The 20079-nt window shown below is 56.5% G+C and carries 15 protein-coding genes; 2 read left to right on the top strand and 13 right to left on the bottom strand.

The window, feature by feature from the left end; genetic code table 11:
• Window positions 1–375, top strand: a 375-nt coding sequence (locus tag D7X94_RS13400) for an IS30 family transposase (protein ID WP_158591026.1), incomplete at its 5' end; no start/stop codon positions are given.
• Between the two features lie 231 nt (window positions 376–606).
• Here the strand turns inward: D7X94_RS13400 and D7X94_RS13395 are convergent.
• Both D7X94_RS13395 and D7X94_RS13390 read right to left on the bottom strand, forming a co-directional pair.
• The gene (locus D7X94_RS13395; RefSeq protein ID WP_120428178.1) at window positions 607–1296 is read right to left on the bottom strand and encodes a cell wall hydrolase; all 690 of its coding nucleotides are present in this window, start codon (window positions 1294–1296) and stop codon (window positions 607–609) included.
• A gap of 240 nt (window positions 1297–1536) precedes the next feature.
• Window positions 1537–1998, bottom strand: a complete 462-nt coding sequence (locus D7X94_RS13390; protein ID WP_120428177.1) for an S-ribosylhomocysteine lyase — start codon at window positions 1996–1998, stop codon at window positions 1537–1539.
• 321 nt (window positions 1999–2319) lie between these two features.
• On the opposite strand from D7X94_RS13390, the gene D7X94_RS13385 reads away from it, so the two are divergent.
• On the top strand, window positions 2320–4293 hold the full coding sequence (locus D7X94_RS13385; protein ID WP_120428176.1) for a methyl-accepting chemotaxis protein: 1974 nt from the start codon (window positions 2320–2322) through the stop codon (window positions 4291–4293).
• A 365-nt stretch (window positions 4294–4658) separates the two neighbouring features.
• Here the strand turns inward: D7X94_RS13385 and D7X94_RS13380 are convergent, their stop codons facing one another.
• From D7X94_RS13380 to D7X94_RS13330, 11 genes are all read right to left on the bottom strand, one after another.
• Window positions 4659–5177, bottom strand: coding sequence for a hypothetical protein (locus tag D7X94_RS13380; RefSeq protein ID WP_120428175.1), 519 nt, complete (start codon window positions 5175–5177; stop codon window positions 4659–4661).
• A gap of 7 nt (window positions 5178–5184) precedes the next feature.
• The gene (locus D7X94_RS13375; RefSeq protein ID WP_120428180.1) at window positions 5185–5859 is read right to left on the bottom strand and encodes a class I SAM-dependent DNA methyltransferase; all 675 of its coding nucleotides are present in this window, start codon (window positions 5857–5859) and stop codon (window positions 5185–5187) included.
• Window positions 5860–6060: 201 nt separating this feature from the next.
• Entirely contained in the window at window positions 6061–7110 is a 1050-nt protein-coding gene (locus D7X94_RS13370; RefSeq protein WP_120428174.1) for a hypothetical protein, read from the bottom strand.
• 79 nt (window positions 7111–7189) lie between these two features.
• Window positions 7190–7963, bottom strand: a complete 774-nt coding sequence (locus tag D7X94_RS13365) for a carbohydrate ABC transporter permease (protein ID WP_120428173.1) — start codon at window positions 7961–7963, stop codon at window positions 7190–7192.
• Window positions 7960–8823 carry a carbohydrate ABC transporter permease gene (locus D7X94_RS13360; protein ID WP_158591025.1) on the bottom strand — a complete coding sequence of 288 codons (864 nt, stop codon included), beginning with the start codon at window positions 8821–8823 and terminating at the stop codon, window positions 7960–7962. The genes D7X94_RS13365 and D7X94_RS13360 overlap by 4 nt, the downstream gene beginning before the upstream one ends.
• A 480-nt stretch (window positions 8824–9303) precedes the next feature.
• Window positions 9304–10818, bottom strand: a complete 1515-nt coding sequence (locus D7X94_RS13355; protein ID WP_120428171.1) for an extracellular solute-binding protein — start codon at window positions 10816–10818, stop codon at window positions 9304–9306.
• A gap of 454 nt (window positions 10819–11272) precedes the next feature.
• Window positions 11273–12727, bottom strand: a complete 1455-nt coding sequence (locus D7X94_RS13350; RefSeq protein WP_120428170.1) for a hypothetical protein — start codon at window positions 12725–12727, stop codon at window positions 11273–11275.
• Window positions 12728–13113: 386 nt separating this feature from the next.
• A complete protein-coding gene (locus D7X94_RS13345; protein WP_120428169.1) occupies window positions 13114–14397 on the bottom strand; it encodes a hypothetical protein in 1284 nt (427 codons plus the stop codon).
• A 260-nt stretch (window positions 14398–14657) separates the two neighbouring features.
• Window positions 14658–16112, bottom strand: a complete 1455-nt coding sequence (locus D7X94_RS13340) for an extracellular solute-binding protein (protein WP_120428168.1) — start codon at window positions 16110–16112, stop codon at window positions 14658–14660.
• Window positions 16113–16606: 494 nt separating this feature from the next.
• Window positions 16607–17947 carry a hypothetical protein gene (locus D7X94_RS13335; protein ID WP_120428167.1) on the bottom strand — a complete coding sequence of 447 codons (1341 nt, stop codon included), beginning with the start codon at window positions 17945–17947 and terminating at the stop codon, window positions 16607–16609.
• Window positions 17948–18647: 700 nt separating this feature from the next.
• Window positions 18648–20051, bottom strand: a complete 1404-nt coding sequence (locus tag D7X94_RS13330; RefSeq protein ID WP_120428166.1) for an MATE family efflux transporter — start codon at window positions 20049–20051, stop codon at window positions 18648–18650.
• Between the last annotated feature and the right edge of the window lie 28 nt (window positions 20052–20079).

The following is a 20079-nucleotide window of genomic DNA, read 5'->3' as shown; positions in this document are numbered from 1 at the left end:
TTGACCCGTTACCCCGTGATTTTTCGCGTTCCCGATCACACGATGGAAAGCGTCGTGCGGGGGATTGACCGTATAGAGCGGAGGATGGGCGCAGGGTTCCGGCAAGTGTTCAGGTCAATAACGGTTGACAACGGAAGCGAATTTCAGGATTGCGCCGGAATGGAGCGGTCAAAGCGGGCGCGGAAGCCCCGCACAAAGAGTTATTATTGCCACCCGTATTCTGCATACGAACGGGGAAGCAACGAAAACATGAACCGCATAATTCGGCGTTTCTTTCCAAAGGGAACAAGCTTTGATGAAGTGACCGCGGCGGATATTGGGGTGGGTAACGCCGCAAATGCTTTTCGAGCGGTATATAACATAGCCCCCGAATAATTGAACACAAAGGGAGCGGAGCCGGAAGCGAAAAAACGCCCGGTTTGGTTTTTTGTTGCCTTTTTGCACAAAAGCGGGGGTTCCGAACACGCCGGAACCTCCGCTTTTCATAAGTCGGGAAAATTTTTTGAACTTTTTTGTAATTTACTCTTGACTTTTGGCCGAAGCAAGGGGCTGTTTCTAAAAATTCCAACAAACCCTTTGCCCTGCGGCTCGATTTTCTTCTGATGCTTACGTGTAGCAGAAATAGATGGTGGTTCCCAGCACGGAATCATAGTAGCTGGTATAGAGCCCGCTGCCGGTGATCATGCCGGTCTGACCGGTGACGTTGGGCGGACAGATACTCCCGTTCTCCAGCAGATACCGGGCATTTTCAATCACTCTTTGGCTGGGCTTTTTGTGAATGGAGCCGTTATAGACCGGCCCATATTGCCCTGGCTGGTAGATCACATCCCGGATAGTATTAGGAAAATGCACACTGTTCACCCGGTTAAGCACCACGCTGCCCACCATGCGCTGCACCCAGTCTGGCATCCAGTCGCAGCCAGCTTCCGCGTTGATAATCCGTGCCAGCAGGTCCAGATCCTCTTCTGTATAGCTGGGCTTCGGTTTGTTGGCCTCTTCCATAGCGGCAAGGATCTCTTTCGCGGTGGTGTAGTCTGTGAAATAGGTGGTTTTGCTATAGTCCAGCTTCAGGGTTTCGATTTTCAGGTTCCTCTGCTGTTCATAGATAGCGCCCACCTGCATGGCATAGGTTCCGCCATCCCGCAGAACCCGCATAATCTCAGCCATGTAATCCACCTTGGGGTTGTAGCCGGTAACAGTGATATAATCCGACAATCCCTTGGCTGAGGCGGGGATCCCCAAAACAGGCAGCGCCGCCAGTAGCATCAGAAGAAACATCGCCAGTAATTTTTTCATGGATATGAGCACATTCCTTTCTTTACAGGGGCCGGACGTTTTTCAGGGAAACGGCCTTTGCCCCAGAATTTAGGTTTTGCTCCATAAGTATGGGTTGTCTGTGGAAAATTATGCCAAAAACTTTCCAAAAACTTTTCCGCAAAACCAATGGCTCATATTCTAGCACCCGGCTGGCTTATTTTTCTGTCGAAGCTGCCTGTCACAACCTGGCGGTTTTTCGGCTTTCTGGCCCTTACCCGCCTATTCTTCGTATTGCAGTTTCTCCTCTGTCCAATTCTCCAGCACAGAGAGCATATCCTTCGCCACCTCTCTGGCGCCGGGCAGGTCGTGCTCTAGATAATTTCCGCACTCCTCCCTCCTGCTGCCAGGAATCACGCCGTCAAAAGTGGAGATAAACTGAAAGCACTCCTTCACCAGCTCGATGGCCTGGGTCTTGCTCACCGTATCCCGAAGGAGAAAGTAAAATCCGGTGCGGCAGCCCATGGGCCCCACATAGATCACCTCGTCCGTAAGCCGGGAATTCCGAGCATAGGTGGCAAACAAATGCTCAAACGTGTGCAGGGCCCCATTGTTCAGATAATCCCCGCCATTGGGCTTTTTCATACGGATATCATAGGTGATTACATCCCCGTCTACCCGAGAAAGATACATTCCCTTCTTCAGCTTGTCATGATTCACAGTAAAACTTGCAATTTTCTTCATACTGACTTCCTTTCCGAATTGATATTTCTCTCAGGCCCACAGCGCGTCCTCCCCTGCTGTGGATATAATAATTATAGTACGCGAATTCCCGTTTGTCTAGGGGGAGCCATAGGCTCTCTAGACAGATATTGATTGTCCATCCCGTCTGAAAACCTGATTCCGCCTGGCTCTCCCTGTCTTTTCCCAAACCCGCCTTCCACTCTGAAAAAAGTCTTGCTTTTCCCTCTCACTTTCCCACTATATGGATTGACAATCCAGCGCCGGATGTCCTATAATAAGATAGGTTGAAAGCCTTATGTTACAAAACAGGAGTGTATCGAGATGAACAGTATCCGAAAAAAAATCACAGTATGTCTGATCACCACAGTCGTCGTAGCTCTGCTTGCGGTAGGCCTTTCCAGCATCATGCTGAATTATCGGAGCACCCTAACCACGGTGGAACAGATGATGTGCGAAACAGTTGCCCTGGCCGGCGAGCGCATTGAGCAGGAACTGAGCGCCTATCGAAATGTCGCAATGGATACAGGCTGCATCCCCCAACTGTCCGACAAGGATGTGCCCGTGGAGGAAAAGCGGGCCATCATTGATGAGCGGGTAAGTATGCACGGCTTCCAGCGGGGAAATATTGTGGGCGCGGACGGAATCAGCATTTTTGATGGAAACGACTATTCCGACCGGGAGTATGTACAGCTTGCCATGCAGGGAACGGTATATGTGTCCGAGCCGCTGATCAGCAAGATCACGGGTGAGCTCTCCATTATGGTAGCCGCTCCCATCTATGACGGCGGAAAGCAGGGCGGCTCCATTGTGGGCGTAGTCTATTTTGTGCCCCCGGAAACCTTCTTGAACGACATTGTCTCCTCCATAAAAATCAGCGAAAGCAGTCGGGCCTATATGATAAACAAGTCCGGCGACACCATTGCCGACACCACCCTGGAGACAATCACCACCCAAAATATTGAGCAAGAGGCGAAAACAGACTCCTCCTTAAAGGAGCTGGCCGCCATTCACAGCGCTATGCGCCAGGGAGGCAGCGGATTCGGGAGCTTCCAGGATTCCGATGGTCCCCGCTTCGCGGCCTATGCCCCGGTGAGCGGCACAGATGGTTGGAGCGTCGCGGTTACGGCCATGAAAAAGGACTACCTGGCGGATACATACTTTGGCATGTTTATCAACATCGCGGTTATGCTTGCCTCTAGTATAGCTTCTATTTTTGTGGCATTGAAGCTCTCCAGCAACATCAGCAGGCCAATGCAGGCCTGCGCCAAACGAATGAAGCAGCTGGTTGCGGGAGACTTGGCCTCGCCCGTACCCCAGACCCATGGGCAGGATGAAACCGCCGAGCTGACCCAGTCCACGGCGGAACTGGTGGCTGGTTTGAACACCATCATTCAGGACATCGGCTATTTGCTGACAGAAATGGCTGGGAAAAATTTTGACATAACCTCCTCTCATCGGGACGCGTATGTGGGCGGATTCCAGGGAATTCTGGAATCCATGCGCACCCTGAAGCTCCAGATGAGCGCCACAATGCGGCAGATTGACGCGGCAGCGGGACAGGTATCCGCCGCCAGCGATCAGGTTTCTACCGGGGCCCAGACCTTAAGCCAGGGATCCATGATGCAGGCCAGTTCAGTTCAGGAGCTGGCCGCCACAATCAACGACATCTCCTCCAATGCCAAACGCACGGCTTCCGCCGCGGAGGAGGCAGGTCAGTTTGTGGGTCAGGCTGGCGCGCAGCTGGGCGTTAGCGTAAAGCAGGTGGGCGAGCTGAACAGCGCCATGGAAAAAATCTCCCGTTCTTCCGAGGAAATCTCCATTATCATTGCCACCATTGAGAACATCGCTTTCCAGACCAATATTCTGGCTCTGAACGCCGCCGTAGAGGCCGCCCGGGCCGGAGAGGCGGGCAAAGGCTTCGCCGTTGTTGCCGGTGAGGTGCGTAATCTGGCGTCCAAGTCCGATGAAGCCGCCAAAGCCACTAAAGATCTGATTGAGCGATCCATTGCCGCCGTTGCCGAAGGCAGCGAAGTGGTAATTAAGGTTACCGAGTCCCTGGAGCGTACCAGCGTCTTGGCCGGCAATGTGACCGCCCAAATGGATATTGTGGTGGAAGCGGTAGAAAACCAGACGAACTCCATCACCCAGGTGACCGAGGGGGTAGACCAGATTTCCACGGTGGTACAGACGAACAGCGCTACTTCAGAGGAAAGCGCTGCGGCCAGCCAGGAGCTCTCTGCGGAGGCCGCAGGTTTGAAGCAGCTGGTAAATGAGTTTACCCTTGCCAAGGATTGATCATTTCTGGAGCGGAAAGAACCAGGATAGCCCCAGAATTCCCGCGCTGTATGATTAAGAAAAGCCGGACGGCTTTTCCGCTCGATTCAAAAGAATCGCGCCTATTTTGAACCGCGCTAACAATATAACAGAAGAAAAACTGCGGGCATCTCGCAAGAAAGCAGCCTATTCTGAAAGCGATTGAGAATAGGCTGCTTCTTTTTATTGTTCCGGATGACTGTGCAAAACTCTGGCTTTCCTGAATCGTTCCCAGCAGAACCATGCCCGCGAAGCCGCGGCAAGACTCTTTTTCGGTTACGGCAAACCCAGTTTAAAAGATGTAGGACACTGCGCCGCCCAGCCTGAAAATCGGTAAATTTCGGTTTTCAAGTATGTTTCCTAGATTTCCCGCTTTCAGCGGGCGGGGCCGATACCAGGCAGATGTTCGGGTAGCTGAAATCCAGCTGAAACCGCTGGTAGGAGACGCCGTTTTCCCCATAAAATTTCCCGATCTCATCCGCAATTGCGATGGAATTCAGTTTGCGGGTTTTGTCCCAGTAATTGCAGCAGGGCACAATCACCGTGGGACGTATCAAAGCGCTCTCCGCCACCGGACGAGTGGCCGCATCCGGGTGCAGACCTACGATCAGGTCGTAATAAGCCGCCATATCCGGCGTATACAGGGCCTCCCGGTGTTTCACCCCCACCAGGGCATAATGCCGGGGGTCCACTACCTCGGCCTCATAGTTATACTTTTTTGTCAACAGCCGGGAGAGCACCCCCTGGCCTCCAGCAATGTCCGCGATATACTTCACGCTTTTGCCAAAATAATCCGCGATAAATTCCGCCAAAACAGCAAACCGCCGCTCGTCTCCGTGGCAGGAGATCTGATGCTTTCTCCCCATCCTCTTTTCACTCCTTCCGCGCCCGCACCAGGAGCATCATGGGACGGCGAAATTCATCCTCCATCCCCGGCAGATTCTTCATCTCTTCCGGGGGCTGGGCCTCCTCCACCCAATCCAGAGCAAACCCCGCCCGGCGCAGGCCCATGAGAATCTGTGTCAAGGTATGGTGCTGCTTCACCACAGGGCAGCCCAAAAAATGGGTAGACCGCTCGCCGGGCTGAAAATAGCCGTCCACCGGCCAATACCGGGGCCTGCCGTCTGACCCATAGACCCACTCCTGGCCCACTCCGGCAGTAAATACCGGATGTTCTATGTTGAAGAGAAAGACTCCCTCTTCTGCGAGCGTGCGGCGCACCAGGGAAAAGACGCGGTCCAAATCCGCCACATAATGCAGCGCCAGATTGGACACCACCAGATCCCAGGCGGCTTCCGGATACTCATAGTTCTCAATTCCACAGAGCCGGTATTGGATTTCTCCCCCCATGCTCCGGGCCTTCTCCAGCATTTTTTCGCTCAGGTCCAGCCCCAGTACTTCGGCCGCGCCTTGCTCCGCTGCAAAACGGCAATGCCAGCCGTAGCCACAGCCCAGATCCAACACCCGCCTGCCCGTAAGGGGCGGAAACATCCGGCTGAACTGAGCCCACTCTCCAGCGGCGGCCAGCCCCTGCCGGCTTCGGGGCATCTGGGCGTATTGCAGGAAAAATGCGGGATCATCGTACTCCGGCCGGGCGGGCCGGGAATCTCTCTGGGACACAGCGCTCCCTCCTTTTGGATGAAATCAGGGACAGTATAGCAGAAAACCGTCCCCGATGCAAGAGGGGGATTCCGGACTTTTTGGGGGGACGATGTTTTGGCCTCCGGCGGCTCAGGGGTTTTTCTCACCTCACTTGATCCGGGGCCGTCTGCGGATCTGCAACACTGCCCGTTCCACCACAATCAGCGCCGCCGGCAGGGCTATCCCCACCCCCATGATCAGAAGGGGACGCATGATAATTCCATTTTTATAGGCCACAATTACCTGCCCCGCTTCTGATTCCGGCATAGATATGGTGGAGGAGCCTGGGGAAAAGCTCTTCAGCGCATTGAAGAATTCCTGATACTGCCGGATGAAATAGCCAAAATCGGTGATCTGCTCCCTGGGCAGCATGGAAGAGGGAAGATTGACCGCGCCCAGTGCCAGTGGCAGGCAGACCAGCAGCGTCAGAGCCAAGAACCCGTTCACCAGCAGGGGAACCCAATTTTTCCCGGCCTCCCGGGCCATAAAGCAGGACCCCAACCACAGGGTCACGGCGGCCAGCAGCATGGCGAACACCAACCCAACGGCGGTCAGGCTCTCCAGGAACAGCCCCATCTGGGAGAAGCTATACACCCGTGCCTCCCGCAGCTCCGGGATCATGCTCTTGGCCCGGCCATCCATATAGGGCTCCTGGGCCTTTTCCACAGAGAACTGCACCGCTTGGCCGTTCCGCTCCTCAATGGACACCCCCTCACTCAAGGGCCCGATCTCCGGCGTTCCCTCCGGAAACACCGCCAGCCAGTGGTCCGGCACACATTCGCCCGTCTTGTTCACGTTGACCAGCTCGCCCTCCCGAATCGGCTTGGAGGCATATTGAATGTAGACCACGCCCCAGGAATACTCCACCTTGATCTTTTCCGCCTCAAAATCCACCTCGTAGCTGGAGGGATCCTGTTCCCGGGCGCGCTCCCCGGCCTCCCAACCCGTTCCCTCGTATGTAGTATAAAGGTGCATCCCCGTATCGTCAACAAACAGCGCGTCCAGGGGCAAAACGCCCCCGCTGGCGCCTCTATCATTTCGCGCCCCAGTGGTTACCACCTGAGGAATCATAATCTTTTCCACCCGCATGGAAATCATCGTGACGGCTACCAGCATCCAAAATATTAAAATAAACACGCACAGCGCTTTCTTTTTCATTGCGTTTACCCTGCCTTTCTTCTTAAAATTTCAATGCGCCTTGCTGACGCCCCGCAAAGCAACAGAGAAGAGAGTCCTCTCACTTCACTTCCGCCAGGACGATGCCCTCTACCAGCTCCTTGTTGAAATAGGTGAACAGGAACAGGGGTGGAATCACCACCAGGATGCAGCACACCAGTTGCAGGGTGGGGTCCGCCGGGGGCACGTATGCCAGAGCAACGGAAATGGGATAGCGAATAAAGTCTTTCAGATAGGCGATGGGCTGCTCCACCATATTCCAGCCGTCCAGAAAGGACAGCAGGGTAACGCACACCAGGCCGCTGGTATTCATGGGCAGCACCACTTTCGTAAGCATACGAAAGACGCCGCAGCCATCCAGTTTGGCGGCATCGATGATGTCCGCGCTGACAGACTTGAAGCTCTGGGTCAGAATGAAGGCTCCCAGCGGCACAAATATAGAGGGAAGAATCAGGGCGTAGTAAGTGTCCAGAAGGCCCAGATTGTCCAGCATGATGTAGTTGGGGGCCAGGGTGACCTGCAATGGGAGAACCATGAGGATCATCAGGACAAAGAGCAGGGTGTTTTTCCCTGGGAACTCACATTTGGCAAAGCCATAGCCTGCCAGCACCGAAACCACCAGCTGCCCGGCCACAATCGCCCCGCAGATTCCCATGCTCTTCCAAAAGCGCACCAAATATTGGGAACTGCCCAGGAACACGTCATAGTAGTAGCGAAAGGTCAGCCTCTGCCCCGCGGGCAGAAAACTCAGGGTGAGCACATAGACGAATGGCGCGATGGAAACAAACGCTAGAAGCAACGCGAAAAGGCCGCTGAAGCAAGAAGTCTTTTTCATGCCCGGAACGCCTCCTTTTTTCTTACGAATCCATAAAACACGGCAAAGGCCGCCAGCACCACGATCAAAAGCAGTATAGATGCTACGGAGAGCTTGGCATAGTTCAGATTTTCGAAGCTGTTATTGAGGAAATGCTGGAGCATATAGATATTCTCGTTGGGATGGGTGCCACCAATCAGGAAGATCTCCCGGAAGCATTTGAAAGCATTGATCAGGGAGAAAATCAAAGCGAAAAACACCGAATACCACATTTGCGGCGTGGTGATATAGTAGAATTTCTGCCAGCTGGAGGCTCCGTCCAGATCGGCTGCGGCATACTGCTCTTCCGGGATGGTGACAAGGCCCGCCAACAGCAGGATCACACTATAGCCGGTATTTTTCCAGAGGTAGAGCAAAACCACCACTCCAAAGGCGGCGGGCCCGCCCAGCCAATCGGTCACGGGCAGGTTCAGGGCCTGGCAAAAACCGGAAACCAGGCCTGTCTCATGAAAGAGCAGCTCCACCAGAATCACCGCGCCCACCACAGGCATAATATAGGGAAACAGAAACACGGATTTCAGCAGCTTGTGCTTTCCGGCCTGCTTCTGCATCAGAAGGGCGATCAGGTAGGCCAGCACCATGATCAGGGGCAGTCCCACAGCCAGAAAGCGCATGGTGTTTCCAAAGGCCAGAGTAAACATCCCATTGGAGGTCACGTCCTGATAATTGATGAGGCCCACAAAGCTGCTTGCCCCGCCGCTTCCCGTGGAGAGGGAATACTGCACCACCAGCACAAATGGGATGGCGTAAAACAGAATACAGCCGATCATCAGCGGGGCGATGAGCAGGTAGCCCTGCAAAGCGCTTTTGGATCGTTTCATGGCAATCACTCCCATAGCTCTTGATTCTATGATATATTATATAAAAAGGGAACGCGTCTGTCAATTTCTATGTGATACAAGGAATGCCGCGCGTTTGGGGAGGGTGTTTTGGGGGACGATGTTTTTGGGATGATGGTATGGCCTCCGGCGGCTTAGGGGCGTCGCCCCTAAGTACCCCACCAAACTTTTCCCTCGCTACGTGGCGCTCTGGGTATCGAAATATGCCGCCCGGACCCAGCACATGGCGCACAGAATAGAGAAAGAATAAAGCTAGGTTTCGCCATGTGTCAAAAAGATAGACACTCGCTATGCTCGGTCTATCTTTCCGTTTTGCTTCGCAAAACTCTGCCAGCCTGGGTGCGATCTCTCCGCGATGGCTTCTCGGCGCGGTGGACGAGCTTTCTATTCCCACCGCCGAGCGCGTCGCTTTGCGCGACATCGCGACGTACCCGCGGGGGCTCCCCGCCGGGGGTACCCCGGCTAGGACTCGGCCAGCATCATCTTCATGAGGCGGTAGCGCTCGTCCACCATATCCTCAATGGAATCCTCGTAGTATTCCCGCATGTCGTCCCACTGGGGGTCGTCGTGGGTATCCAGAAAATGTTTTGAGCTCACGTCGGCCATCATCTCTTCCAGCTGCACATCCAGCACGTCCCGGAACCTGGAGCCGGTGACGCTTCCCAGCAGGCTCTGAAGCTCCTCATAGTTTTCCTGATTCATGTCATAGCGCATACCGCCTATGCCCGGGATCTTCTCCTCGGGCTGAAGCAGCTCCCGGTGCACCGGCAGGCCAAAGGTAAAAACCGGCTCATAAAAGCTGGTCTGCATACATTCCTTGCTCATGAGATAGTCCAGCAGGAGAAAGGCTTCCTCCGGATGCTTTGTGTTGCGGTTGATGGCGGCGTAACAGGTCACCGCCGCGGTGCAGCCCCCCCGGGTGTTGTAGAGGGGGATCATGGTGTAGGCCCGGTCCTCCTCTGAGGAGCTGTGGGAGGGATTGCCGATTCCCTCGTAATAGGGGTCCATGGAATCGCCGGTCTCGCTCATCTCCGCCATCAGCTGCTCCTGAAACGCCGCCGGTCGGTCGGGAGAATCCCACAGAGCCCCCAGCTCCAGCTGGGTATGGATCACGTCCATCAGCTCGTCCTGGGTGAAGGCCAGCTCCTCGGTATCGTAATCCGCCAGCCTGGGGAACACGCTCTCCAGTCGCCACTGGCTGGAGCGATAGTACTTCATTCCCCCACTCTGCTCGCTTGGCATCACCCGGTTGGAGGCCGCCGCCAGCTTCAAGACCAGGTCGCCGCTCTCCGCCAGATCCTGGAAGGTCGTCTCCGGGCTGTGCTCGTGGGAGGCCTTGTCCGCCTCAATGAGGGTCACGGGCATGGAGTAGCACAAGGGCAGAATCTGCTGGCCCTCTTCGTTGCGCCCGGCCTCCATCACCTGGGGGATGAGCTTGTCCCACTCCATATAGCTCGCGTTTTCAATGTAGCTGTCCAGGGGCAGGAAAGTGCTCCGGTCCATCATCTGCTCCGGGTAGCGGAACAGGGGTTCGGGCCCATAGAGCATGCCGGCGCTGGCCAGAATGAACAGGTCCGAGCCTTTCCCGGCCATAATCTCGATTCGCATACGTTGAAGGGCGTTCGTCCGCTCCTCTCCCTCATGGGGCAGGTACTCAAAGGCGAAATCGCCCTCCCAACCGGCCTGCTGCATGGCCTTGCGGATGGTGTAGTCGCTGTTCCGGGTGGTCGTGCCCTCCACCCATACCTCCCGGGCGAATTTCAGGTCGATGAGCACCCGCACCGTGTCGCTGTTCTCCGGCTGCGATTCTTCCGGCTTTGATTCCTCCGCCGCCGGGGCCAGGGTCACTTCGGGCTGGGGCTCCCCGCCGCTTTCCCCGCCGGGGGCACTGGAACTGGGGGTCTCCCCGTTCTGGCAGGCAGAGAACAGGGCGATGGTCAAACACAGTACTAACAGAATGGATATGATTTTTTTCATGACAATTTCTCCTTGTTGATAGTTTAAAGATCTCTCTACCTATAAGAATCCCGGTTTTTGGAAAATGGTTGCATATTTTTGAAAAATTTTTTGTTTTTGTTTTATTGAGGGGCCTACGGCAAGAGCTTGGGGCTTTGGGTCTCAGCTGGTCTCGTCTGCCGACTCGGTCGGGAGAGTTCATGCTTGCATGAACTCTTCTCCACTGGGGAGCTTCCCCGCTTCGGTCGGTTCGTAGCTTGTCTGCAATACTTGGCTTTGCCAAGTATCCGGCAGAACACTCACCCCAAAACCCCACCAGGTGCCTAACGCACCTGGACCGCGAACCCCCCCCCACCAACCCCCGGCACGGTGGACGAGCTTTCTATTCCCACCGCCGAGCGCGTTGCTTTGTGCGATATCGCGTCTTGCCACCGAGGGTACCCCGGCGCGACTTACCTGCGGGGGCTCCCCGCCGTCAAGACTCAGCCAGCATCATTTTCATGGTGCTATAGCACTTGTCCGTGGCCTTGCGGATCTCCTCGTCCGTGATCTCCTCCCCGGCGTCCACCTTGTCGATGAACTCCCGGAACATCCGGTCCATCTCCTTGTCCACATTGCCGGTAAAATACACATAGGCGATATCGCTCTCCGCCTCCGCCAGGGCTTCCCGAAGATTCTTATAGGTCGTCGCGTTCCGATAGGATATGCCCGTCGTCAGATAGTCCGCATACACCGGCACATTTCCCGTGGCCGCCATCCAGAACATTTTCGTCTCTTTGCCCTTGCCGTCATGGGCGGTATTTTCCTTGCCCCAGAACCGTTCCAGGCTGAGAAATTCCTTGCTGAGCAGTATGTCCGCGATGAAGAAGGCGTCCTCTGGATGCTGGGTGTTCCTGTTCACCGCGCACCAGTGCTCCACAGCGGCGGCAATCTGGCCCTGGCTGTTCCGGGGCGCATAAAAGGTCTCGTCCGGGACGCTGCTCGTTGCCTTTCCTCCGCTTACTATATCCCCCCAGGACGAGTTGACGGTCTCATCATAGGTGATAGGGGTATAGTGGCTCTTCATCTCCCGGTATAGCTCCACCGCCTCTTTCGTGCGCTGAAAAAGCTCCTCCTGTTCGATCAACAACTCCTCGTTCACGTTGTCTGCAATCTGCCCGAAAACCGCCTGACGGAAGCCAACGGAAAACATCTGCATCCCATAGTTGTCCCGGACCAGCTGTTCCTCGTGGACCAGGGCCTCGTCCCAGCTGGCGGGCAGCTCCGCCGGATTCACCGGGTTCCCCTCCCGGTAGATGTCGCCAAAGGGCAGGCGGTAGAACATGGGCAGAATGTACCGGCTTCCCTCATAACATCCGGCGTCCATCACCGTCTTTTGCAGCTTGCCCAGGTCCATGAAACTGGCGTTCTCCACGTACTCGTCCAGGGGCAGGAAGAAGCCGGAGGCCATGGCGTGCTCGGGATTGGGGAACAGGCTGCTCTCCGGCAGCTTGGCGTCGCAGCCCCCGAAGCCGGAGAGCAGGAACACGTCCGGTCCCGCCCCGGCCATGAGCTCCGCCCTCAGATGCGTCAGTTCCGCCTCGTAGCGCCCACTCTCCAGGGGCAGCACCTCCAGTTCCACCTCCATGCCGTTGGGTGTGCCGCCGAAATGCTTCAGAATTTCCTGGAAGGCCTTTTTGCCCAGATCCGGAGCGGACTTGCTCTCGCTGAACCAACTTCGAATCTGATAGCTGTCCGTCACTACTCGCAGTGGCTTAATCCCCTCCTCTTCTTGCAGGGCCTGGCTGGCCGCAGCGCTGGCGACGGCTTTTTTCTTCTGAGCCTCGGCGGCCAGCTTGGGCTTGCCGCTCTCGGTTTGGCCACCTTGGCAGGCGGAGAATAGGGCAATGAGCAGGCACAGGGCCAAGAGAACGGATACGATCTTTTTCATGGGAATAGCTCCTTTTTGTTTTATTGAGCTCTTGCGATGATTTTTTTGAGTAATATGGGGCCTCCGCCGCAAAGGGTCTCGTCTGCCAACTCGGTCGGGTCAGAACGATTGCCACTGGCAATCTTCCCCGCGGCTACGGCAAGGTCATGGGCCTGCGCGACCCACACTTGCGCCAAACTTTTTGAAAAAAGTTTGGATCAAAAACTTTTCCCTCGCTTCATGGCGCTCTGGTCATCGAAAAATCCCGCCCGGTTCCCACCCCCGGCGCGGTGGACCAGCTATCTCCTAGAAGTGGCGAGCGCGTCGCTTTGCGCGACATCGCGACCTGCCACCGGGGGTACCCCGGGCTTTGCGAGATATCGCGTCGCGCCTGCGGGGGCTCCCCGCTAAGATTCAGCCAGGAGCATCTGTATGGTGGTGTAGGCCTTGTGCACAGAGGACTCCAGGGGCTTTCTCTCCTCGTTCACGGCGGATAGGATGCTCCAGAGCTGCTCGTTCACCTCCGTATAAAAATCCGCCCGGTCGATCTTTTCCAGCAGGCCGTTATACTGGTCCATGTTCCACTGGCTGGCCGTCTTGCCCCCAATGGTCTTGTCCTTCTGGGCCAACCCCCTCTGGGGCGCGAAGCCGTTGGTGTAGCCATAGAGAAAGGTGCGCTGCATGTTCTCGCTCATGATGTAGTCCAGCAGCGTGAAGGCCTCCTGGGGCATCTGGGTGTTCCGGTTGACGCCGCCGAAGGCGCTGATCTGGGCGGTAAGGCCCCCCGCCTCGCTGCAGGCGGGGATCATGTAGTAGTCCTGGCCCTCCAGGTCGATCTCCGCGCCGAAGCCATAGACGGGGCCGGTCCAGATCTCCGGCAGGGAGCGGTAGTTGTCAAAATCCGGCACATACTCTGTAAACTCCGGGTACTCCCCCCGGTCAATCCTGTTCTTCTGATCCACCCACTTCTCCGCGATCTCTAGAAGATGCTCCTCCGTGAAGACGGGGGCGTCCTTGCCGTAGTCCGCCACCTGCCCCAGAATATCCTCCAGGCCGCACCAGGTGGCGGCATAACTCACCCGGCGGTCGCCGCTTTCCAAAGATTCCGCCCAGGGCATGGGCAGCTTTTCCGTGAGCCCTCCGGTCTCCTTGGGGAACAGCGTCACAGGCAGGTTGAAGCCCAGGGGTAGGAGCATCTGCCCCTCCTCTCCCCGCCCGGCCTCCATCACTGCCGGGACCTGCTTGTCCCAGTCCATAAACTGAGCCTTCTCGATGTAGCTGTCCAGGGGCAGGAAGATCCGGTTCTTCATGGCCTTTTCCGGGAAGGGGAACAGCCCCCGTGTCCCCCGGAACGCCCAGACGGCGTTGTTGCACAGGAACACGTCCGGGCCCTTTCCGGCCAGGATTTCCGTGCGCAGGCGGGTCAGGGTGTTCTCCCGCTCCGGGCCGTCCACGGGCACGGTCTCGGTAATCACCATGTACTCTTTCCAGCTGCCGGGGAGGGCGTCGGTGATCTGGCTGATCTGGGGACCCAGGACCTCGGTGCCCAGGTCCACGCACAGGGTCAGCCGGGGCAGCTGGGAGAGATCCCCCTCGCCCTGGGAGCCGGAGGCGGTCTCCCCTTTCCCGCAGGCGCAGAACAGGGCGGCCAGCAGGCACAGGGCCAAGAGAACTGACAGTGACTTTTTCATGGGAATTCCCCCTTATATTTTGCTGGAGTTGTTTTGAATTTTTTTATAAGTATTTATTGGCCTCCGGCGGCACAGACCGCCGCCTACGACAAGACCGTGGGACGCTGTCCCACACCCTGCAAGGGGCCAAGACTTGGCAACGCCAAGGTCTCCGCCCCTTGACCACGTAATCCCTCCACCAAAGACGAGCTTCCCCATCCCACCGCCGAGGGCGTCGCTTTACCCGACGTCGCGACCTGCCGTCCGCTAGGACCTCGGCGTCAAGATTCAGCCAGCATCATCTTCAGGGTGGTGTAGCACTTCTCCGTGGCCTTGCGGATCTCCTCGTCCGTGACCTCTTCCCCCACGTAGGTCCTGACGGACAGCTCCCCATACATCCGGTCGATCTCCCGGTCCAGGTTGCTGGTGAAATAGGCGTAGCTGATCTCGTCCCGGGTTTTCGACAGCAGCTTCCGCTGGGCGTTGTTCAAAGGGTTGACGAATTTATAGGTATTTTTCGAGTTGGTGAGCAGCGTACTGTATACCGGCAGATAGCCCTGCCCCGCCATCCAGAAAAAGGTCATCTGGTCCGGGTGGTACTGATAAGAGGGCTCCTTGTTCCAAAAATCCTCCTGCTGAAGGAACTTTTTGCTTAGAAGCAGGTCCACGATGAAGAACGCGTCCTGGGGGTGCTGGGTGTTCTTGTTCACGGCACACCATGTCTCAATGGGCGCGCTGATCTCTCCCTGGGGGTTTTTCAGCACGTAGGAGGAGTTCACGTTATCCTCCATAGCGATATACCCGCTCCCCCAAGGGGTCACATTGACGGCGACCTCTTTCAGGAACACGTTGTAGTCCCCCTGGCCCTGAAGCTCCTGCAAACGGCTCATCTCCGGGGCGTATGCCTTGCACAGCTCCAGCGCCTCCTTCGTGCGCTGGAAAAGCTCCTCCCCGGTGATGAGCAGCTCCTCGCTCTCGTTGTCCGCGATTTTCCCGAAGCAGGCGTTCCGGAAGCCATAGCCCGCCCACTGGGCTCCGGCCCACTGGACCAGCTCGTTGTCGCTGGCGGCGGCGCCGTTCCAGTCGCTGGGGAACTGGGCGGGGTCCATCTCCCGGTTGATCTGGATCTCGTTCAGCCGGTAGAACATGGGCAGGATCACCTGACCCTGGTCGTTGCGCCCAGCGGCCATGACCCCCTGGTCCAGCTTGTCGAACTCCATGAACTGGGCGTTCTCGATGTAGTCGTCCAGGGGCAGGAAGAAGCCCTTCTTCATGGCGCTCTCCGGATTCTGAAACAGGGTGTTGGCCGGGGTCGCACTCCCGCCGTCTCCAAAGCCGGACATGAGAAACACGTCCGGCCCGCCCCCGCCCATGATCTCCGTGCGCAGGTGGGTGAGCTCAGAGTCGTAGGGCCCGCCCATCTCGGCGGGAAGAATCTCCAGTTCCACCTCTATGCCGCTGGGCGTGCCGCCAAAATGTTTGAGGATGGTCTGAAAAGTACGCTTTCCCTGGGAGGCGTTGGAAGCCCTGCCCATGAGCGTGCTGCGGCAGTCCAAGTCTGTCACTACCCGCAGCACCTCCACATCCTCTTCCCTCTGAGCGGAGCTGGCGGCTTTTTCCTTCTGGGCCTCAGCAGCTAGCTTGGGCTTGCTGCTCTCGGTTTCACCGCCCTGGCAGGCGGAGAACAGCGTGAAGAGCAGGCACAGGGCCAAGAGAACGGATACGGTCTTTTTCATGATAATTTCTCCTTTTGGGTGGAATAAAACTCTCTACCTATAAGAATCCCGGTTTTGGGAAAATGGTTGCACGTTTTGGGAATTTTTGTTTTATTTTTTATTGGGAGGCCTCCGGCGAGAAGGGGGCGTTGCCCCCTCCACCCCCACCACCTTTGAAAAGGTGGACGAAACTTTTTCCTCGCTGCATGGAACTCTGGGTATCGAAAAATCCCGCCCGGACCCAGCACATGGCGCACAGAATAGCGAAAGGATAAAGCTAGTTTTCGCCATGTGTCAAAAAGATAGACATTCGCTATGCTCGGTCTATCTTTCCGTTTTGATTCGCAAAACTCTGCCAGCCTGGGTGCGATCTCCCCACGATGGCTTCTCGGCGCGGTGGACCAGCTACCTCCTAGAAGTGGCGAGCACGTCGCTTTGTGCGACATCGCGGCTTGCCACCGGGGGTACCCCGGCGCGGCTTACCTGCGGGGGCTCCCAGCCGGAGGTACCCCGGGCTAAGATTCAGCTAGCATCATCTTCAGGGTGGTGTAGTGCTCCTCTGTAAGCTTCCGCCGCTCCCCGGGGTCCTCCTCCCGCTGGTACTCGCTCCACAGGTCCGTCAGCTCCTGATACATGGGGTTGAAGAAGTCCACGGCGTTCACCTGCTCCGCCAGACTCTGGAGCTGCTGGTAGTTCCACTGGCTCATGTACCATTTCTTGTAGGTCTTGCTCCCCAACTCAAAGGGCTCCTCCACCTTGCCGTCCTCGTTCAGCAGGTCCTTGCGCACGGGCAGGCCGCTGATCCAGGAGAACAGCCCCGACTTCTGCTGGGCCTCCCGGCTATAGAGGCAGTCCAGCACCTGAAAGGCCTCCTTTGGGTACTCCGTGTTGGCGTTCACCGCCCCAAAGGCCGTAATATACGCGGTGGCACCGCCGTCCCGGTTGTATTGAGGAATCATGATGAAATCCGGGCTTTTGGAGCAGATATGGGAGGGATTCGGCTTGCCCAGGAACTCTCCGCATATTCCCATGACGCCGTCAAACTCCCCGGCCCCGCGCCGTTCCAGATTCTTCAACGCCCCCTCCAGTTGGGCGGAAAGCTCCTCCAGGGTGAAGCTGGGGACGTCCTTTTCGTAGTCCGCCAGCACCCCCAGACTGCCCCCGAACTCCCAGTCCCAGCAGGCTCGCTGCACGCCGGGGTCCTGGCTCTGGAGCATCTGGTCCCAGGTCATAGGCAGCTCCTCGGCAAGGGTGTACTCCTCCTTGTCAAAGAGTCCCGCCACGGTGGTCCAGCCCAGGGGCAGCAGCTGCTGGTCCTTTTCGCCCCGCCCGGCCTCCATGATCTGGGAATAGAGCTGGTCCAGGTCCAGGAACTCCGCGTCCTCCATGTATTCGTCCAGGGGCAGGAACATGTTCCGGTCCATCAGCGCCCGGGGATAGGGGAACAGCCCGGTGATGATGGGGATGGACAGGTCCTCCGCCATGCCGGGGTCCAGGGAATCCGGGCAGCTGCAGAGGAACAGGTCCGGCCCGGCCCCGGCCATCATCTCCGTGCGGACCCGGGTCATGGCGTTTTCCCGGTTTTCGCTTCCGGCGTTCAGGCTCTCCACAGTCACGTTGAAGTCCTCCTGGTATCCAGGCACATAGGTTTTCAGAAAATTCTTCAGATCCCCGCTGGCGTCGCCGCCAACTCTTCCGGACAGGTCCAGACAGAGGGTCAATTCCGGGCGGGAGGGGGCCTTGTCCCGGTTCGCGGCCAGTTTGGGCTTGCTGTTCTCGGCTTCGCTGTTCTGGCAGGCGGAGAACAGGGCGATGAGCAGGCACAGGGCCAAAAGAATGGATATGAGCTTTTTCATGATAATTTCTCCTTCTTATATAGTTTAAAAATCTCTCTATCTATAAGAATCCCGGTTTTGGTAAAATGGTTGCATATTTTGGAATTTTTTTATTTTTGGGGAGGCCTCCGGCGGTTTAGAGTTGATCCAAATCAAAGATTCGGTCAACTCTTGGGCTCAAGAGTTCGTTAGACTTCGTCTTACGAACTCTCCCCCTAAAAACCCCGCAACCTTTGAAAAGGGCGCTGGTCCCCGGTGGGGACCGTCAAGCGCCGACCGAACCGGCAGGTGAGACAACGAAACTTTTCCCTCGCTGCATGGCACTCGGGGTATCGAAAAATCCCGCCCGGACCAGCCCCCGGCGCGGTGGACCTGCTATCTCCCAGCACCGGCGAGCGCGTTGCTTTGCGCGACGTCGCGACCTGCCACCGGGGGTACCCCGGGCGCGGTGGACCTGCTATCTCCCAGCACCGGCGAGCGCGTTGCTTTGCGCGATATCGCGTCTTGCCACCGGGGGTACCCCGGCTAGGGAAGATGGATTCGCCCGCTCTGCGGGCCCCAAGTTTTTTCAGCCCTGGAGGCTTTGACAGGGCAAAAGAAAAAGCCGCCCGTTTTTTCATGCCGGACGGCTTATCTGTTCCATAAATTTTATAGTAAACGCAGTTGAAAAGAGATATACCTCTTTTCAACTGCGTTTACTATATGAGGGCTTTCCATAGCCTTAACTTCTGTCGGGCTCTCTTTCCTCCATACTCTTTGCCTTATGGATCCATTTCCCACTTTTCAGGCGGAAAACCAGCCAGACTGATTTAATAATAAAATCAATGCGTAGAGCAATCAGCACAAGAGCGGGCGGCAGGCCCAATACCAGTCCCGCCAATGCTCCAAGGGGAACCGATGCCACCCATTGGAAAATAATGTCCGCGACCATCAGAAACTTTGTGTCGCCGCCGCCCCGAAGAATTCCTTTGGAGAGGGCGCTCTGGATGGCCTGAAAAAACACAATAATGGCGCTGGCTTCCATCATAGATATTGTAATCTTTATGGTAGACGGGGCAATCTCATAGAGGGCCACAGACCACTCTCCCAGAACAAGCACCAGAATGCCGCCAAGGATACCAATCAGGACGGAGAGGATCAGAAACGTCCATCCCTCTTTTTGCGCGCGGTCGAATTCTCCCTCCCCCACCGTCTGGCCGATGATCACGCCAGAAGCGCTGGAAACACCCTGGATGGCTACCGTAGCCATTCGATCCATAACGGTGACAATGGCATAGGCGGAGACGACCTCTTTCCCCATGTGGCCAAGGATAATCGAGATCGCGCTGGCCGCCAGAGCCAGCAGGGAGTCTGAAATGATGGCGGGCAGCCCCAGCCGGCGAAATTCGCCAAAGAGCTCCTTGGTGGGCGCTTTCAGCAATCCCCGCACCTGATACCGCAAAATTTTTTCATACTTCAACAAGTAGACAGCACAGAAGAGGAATTCCACTCCCCTAGCGATCAAGGTGCCGACAGCCGCGCCCATCACGCCCAAGGCGGGCGCGCCCAGCTTACCAAAGATGAATATGTAATTGGCGCCAATATTGATGATAAAGGAGGCGATGGACACATACAGGCCCAGCTTTGCATTGCCAATGGAGCGCATCACATTGGACAGCACCAGACTAATCCCATGAGGCAGGTAGACCAAGGCCGTGACCCGCAGATATTGGGCCCCCAGCTGGATAACATCCTCTTCGACTGTAAAGATTCTCATGATCTGCGCGGGCAGAAGAAAAGTCGCGATGGCAAAAGCGGCCCCGCCGGCAATCACAATCTGGAGTACCAGATCGAACACCCTGCGCACGGTTTTCAAGTCCCCCGCGCCAAAATACTGGCTGGAAAGAACCAAGCCCGCGGCGCTGATGCCCATACATAGGAATACAAAAATGTTATAGAACTGGTTTGCCAGACTGGAGGCGGAAATAGAGGCCTCTCCCAGCTTTCCTACCATAATGGTATCCATCATATTTACGCCTTGGTTGATGATAGACTGTAACACAATGGGGATCAGGATCATCAGCACCTTATGATAGAACGTCTTGTCCCGCACCCAATATTTATCAATCCGGCTTTCCTTTGTCATAGGCACTCCTCCTTTTTCGCGCTAACTG

This window comes from Acutalibacter sp. 1XD8-33, assembly GCF_003612555.1.
In the GTDB taxonomy this organism is placed as follows: Bacteria; Bacillota; Clostridia; order Oscillospirales; family Acutalibacteraceae; genus Acutalibacter.
Note: the sequence above shows the minus strand (reverse complement) of the source record. Positions and strands in the feature narration are given on the sequence as shown.

Bases quoted from the DNA above. Each gene is read 5' to 3' on its own strand.
- D7X94_RS13340 (WP_120428168.1), bottom strand. From the start codon at position 16,112: ATGAAAAAGACCGTATCCGTTCTCTTGGCCCTGTGCCTGCTCTTCACG.
- D7X94_RS13355 (WP_120428171.1), bottom strand. From the start codon at position 10,818: ATGAAAAAAATCATATCCATTCTGTTAGTACTGTGTTTGACCATCGCC.
- D7X94_RS13390 (WP_120428177.1), bottom strand. From the start codon at position 1,998: ATGAAGAAAATTGCAAGTTTTACTGTGAATCATGACAAGCTGAAGAAG.
- D7X94_RS13345 (WP_120428169.1), bottom strand. From the start codon at position 14,397: ATGAAAAAGTCACTGTCAGTTCTCTTGGCCCTGTGCCTGCTGGCCGCC.
- D7X94_RS13365 (WP_120428173.1), bottom strand. From the start codon at position 7,963: ATGAAAAAGACTTCTTGCTTCAGCGGCCTTTTCGCGTTGCTTCTAGCG.
- D7X94_RS13330 (WP_120428166.1), bottom strand. From the start codon at position 20,051: ATGACAAAGGAAAGCCGGATTGATAAATATTGGGTGCGGGACAAGACG.
- D7X94_RS13335 (WP_120428167.1), bottom strand. From the start codon at position 17,947: ATGAAAAAGCTCATATCCATTCTTTTGGCCCTGTGCCTGCTCATCGCC.
- D7X94_RS13360 (WP_158591025.1), bottom strand. From the start codon at position 8,823: ATGAAACGATCCAAAAGCGCTTTGCAGGGCTACCTGCTCATCGCCCCG.
- D7X94_RS13370 (WP_120428174.1), bottom strand. From the start codon at position 7,110: ATGAAAAAGAAAGCGCTGTGCGTGTTTATTTTAATATTTTGGATGCTG.
- D7X94_RS13395 (WP_120428178.1), bottom strand. From the start codon at position 1,296: ATGAAAAAATTACTGGCGATGTTTCTTCTGATGCTACTGGCGGCGCTG.
- D7X94_RS13375 (WP_120428180.1), bottom strand. From the start codon at position 5,859: ATGCCCCGAAGCCGGCAGGGGCTGGCCGCCGCTGGAGAGTGGGCTCAG.
- D7X94_RS13350 (WP_120428170.1), bottom strand. From the start codon at position 12,727: ATGAAAAAGATCGTATCCGTTCTCTTGGCCCTGTGCCTGCTCATTGCC.
- D7X94_RS13385 (WP_120428176.1), top strand. From the start codon at position 2,320: ATGAACAGTATCCGAAAAAAAATCACAGTATGTCTGATCACCACAGTC.
- D7X94_RS13380 (WP_120428175.1), bottom strand. From the start codon at position 5,177: ATGGGGAGAAAGCATCAGATCTCCTGCCACGGAGACGAGCGGCGGTTT.